The sequence below is a fragment of the Baaleninema simplex PCC 7105 genome, assembly GCF_000332355.1.
GTDB lineage: Bacteria > Cyanobacteriota > Cyanobacteriia > Cyanobacteriales > Geitlerinemataceae > Baaleninema > Baaleninema simplex.
The window spans coordinates 57,582-60,412 of record NZ_KB235956.1; the positions used below are offsets into that span (position 1 = coordinate 57,582).

Annotated in this window: 3 protein-coding genes; 2 read left to right on the forward strand and 1 reads right to left on the reverse strand. The window is 49.6% G+C overall.

Going from position 1 to position 2,831, the window contains the following annotated elements:
• Nucleotides 1-127: 127 nt before the first annotated feature.
• On the reverse strand, nt 128-928 hold the full coding sequence (locus GEI7105_RS28385; RefSeq protein WP_083862252.1) for an RNA-guided endonuclease TnpB family protein: 801 nt from the start codon (nt 926-928) through the stop codon (nt 128-130).
• Between the two features lie 50 nt (nt 929-978).
• Here GEI7105_RS28385 and tnpA point away from each other — a divergent pair, with 50 nt between their 5' ends.
• Nucleotides 979-1,380: an IS200/IS605 family transposase gene (tnpA, locus tag GEI7105_RS0100440; RefSeq protein ID WP_017658513.1), complete on the forward strand. Its 402-nt coding sequence runs from the start codon at nt 979-981 to the stop codon at nt 1,378-1,380.
• A gap of 234 nt (nt 1,381-1,614) precedes the next feature.
• Nucleotides 1,615-2,064 (forward strand): hypothetical protein, encoded by a 450-nt coding sequence (locus GEI7105_RS0100445; protein ID WP_017658514.1) that lies wholly within the window; start codon nt 1,615-1,617, stop codon nt 2,062-2,064.
• Nucleotides 2,065-2,831: the final 767 nt, after the last annotated feature.

Below are 2,831 nucleotides of genomic sequence, written 5' to 3' on the forward strand. Positions count from 1 at the left end.
GAGCCGTTTTTTTGGGTGGGAACAGTTTAACTTGCCCATTCCTCAACCGATTTTTCTCTAAGATGTCATTTTTACCCGAATTTTTCTTTTTTCTCGGTCTTAATCCCTAACCAACTCCCGACTAATTTCATCCCCTTCTCGTGCTACTTGGCGTACTACAATTTGAAGTGCGGAATGTGGGCAAGAAATCTGAGCGTGTATCGGCGATTTGGTTGTGTAGCTTAGCCATACGGAGTCTAGTTTTGTTTCTCCGCTTTGACCCCTTCTGTTGACGTGCCAACTTACGTTGTAGTTTACGGATTCGGCGGTCTGGCTTCGAGTAGTCGGGACTTTCAGCCTGGGTTCCGTCACTCATCACTGCAAATGTCTTGAGTCCGAGGTCGATACCGATGCTTGGGTTTTTAGCCTCGATATTAGTCGGCTCGATCTCAACAACAAAACTCAAGAAATAGCGATTTGCACAGTCTTTAATCACCGTAACTGAACTGGGTGAAGCGGGTAGTTTTCTAGACCAAATCGGTTTAAAGTCGCCGATTTTTGCGAGATACACTACGTCACCCTTAATCGAGAATGCTGTTTTCGTGAATGTAGCTGCTTGGCGATTTGTCTTTTTCTTGAATCTAGTCTGACCGACTTTCTTGCCCTTTCGTTTCCCTTTCAGCGAGTTGAAAAAGTTTTTAAAAGCTGCGTCTAACTGCTTTAACGACTGCTGCAACGGAACAGACGAAACATCGTTTAACCAGCGGCGCTCTTCCGTTTTTTTGGACTGAGTTAACGCCTTAGACAAAGCCTTATAGCCAGGGTACTTATCGGACTTACTAGAAGCTAAAGCATCGTTCCAAGCGACACGAACACAACCAAACAGTTGAGCGAGGCTCACCCGTTGTCGGTCTGTCGGATAGAATCGATATTTATACCGGGCTTTCATGCGCCATGCTACAGTGGGTCTGTAAAGTAGACTAACCGATTCTAGAGAAAATGGCGACCCAGCTTCGTCGAGGTAGACATAGCGTCACCGATCTCAAAATCCACTTGGTCTGCGTGACTAAGTATCGGAGACCTGTGTTAACTAAAGAAGGGTTGGCGTTGTTAGAAAAATCCTTCAACGATGTCGCCAAAAAAATGGATTTTGAGATTCTTGAGTTTAACGGCGAATCCGACCATATTCACGCACTCATCGAGTACCCGCCCAAATTGTCGGTCTCTCAAATCGTCAACGCCCTTAAAGGGGTATCGAGTCGCCGATACGGACAAGCTGGGTTGCCCAAGCCCTACCAAAAAGATGCCTTGTGGAGTCCGAGTTATTTCGCGTCGTCCCTAGGCGGCGCACCTCTTGAGATTCTCAGGCAATACATCGAGAACCAAGAAAAGCCGTCCTAGAAGGATGGGGTTTTAGACCCAAAATTTTCGATAAGAAAATGGTGCGTGACGATCGCTCTCACGATCGACACCCGATTTTTCAAGTCACGCCCTCTTGTATGTTGGCGGTGTATATTGGCGGTGCGCCTCTTTCAGGGAAGAGTTAAGAGTCTAGAGTGAAGAGTTAAAGAGGAATTCCCACTCTACACTCTGCCCTCTGCACTCTACACTGATAAACACGCCCTCTACTGAACCATGCATCCGATTAACTTAATCTCGGAAATCAAAACGCGACCGTGGATTTCGTTCGGTCTGTTCCTCGTTACTTACATGAACCTAGGATGGGTGTTGTCAGATTCCGAGGCATCCCGATGGCCTTGGATTTGGGGCATCGGCTTAACGATACTACTGGCGGAAGCCTTGGCGTCGCCGTGGTCGGTCGTGCGGAACGTTGCAGTACGCTGGTTGAAATCGGACATTCGCGGCTTTATCACGGCTCTCCTGGCTGCGTTCGTGGCCGTGATTTTTCTCACTTGGCTGCACGTCTCTTCTCACATTATTCTATTAGCCTCAGCCGGATTGCTCTTTCGCCTCGACGTGCAAATTGCAGGATTGAGCGACTTACAGGCGTTCCTCTTACTTCTGGGAACGTCGATGTCGGGCTTAGGACTCGGGTGGCTGGCGCATTTCATCTTAAACGGGTGATACTCCATCCTTTTCCGATAAGTTAGGTTTCAACAAGTCTTCACCACATCCCCCCTTCGCCCCCTATCCCCCCTTCGCCCCCTATCCCCCCTTCGCCCCCCTTTGAAAGGGGGGTTGGGGGGATGGTTGGGGGGATGGTTGGGGGGATAGAGAGGGACTTGTCGGGTTGGGTAACACCAGTATTTGAGTCCTCGACTCCGCTCGGACTCAACACTGAGCGAAGTCGAAGCGAGCGAAGTCGAAGCGAGCGAAGTCGAAGCGAGCGAAGTCGAAGCGTTGAGATTCGGATTCCGTTTCAAAACCCCCTCAAACAAAAAGCAGTCCGCTCCCGGACTGCCCGTGTGTGTGTGTGTGAGGAGTTGACTTATATGAATCCTATCGACTTTTTCGGCAGTCTCGTTTCCCGTTACCATTTTTGATACGCCCTTTTCGCTCGTTGCGATCTCCAACTATCAAGATCCGTCGCAGTACTCCGCCTATACCGCGAAGCGGTTAGGGGGTGGTGAAGCGGCGGTGAGTTGAGGTGCGTCCCCTGAACAATGCGAGAGCGAGAGAAGGGGATAGCGCCGAAACGAGCCATCAAATATAATTGATAAGGTGGTAACACGCTGAAAACATACGGATAGCTCATCCAGTAGGCAGCCCAGAAGTAACGGTTAAGACACTGGCAACACGGACATCTCACGGTGGCGAACCGAGTTCGCCACCCGTGTCCTCCTGTATAGAGCATAAAGCCCAAAACCAAAAATCAGATCCGTCCGGCTTGG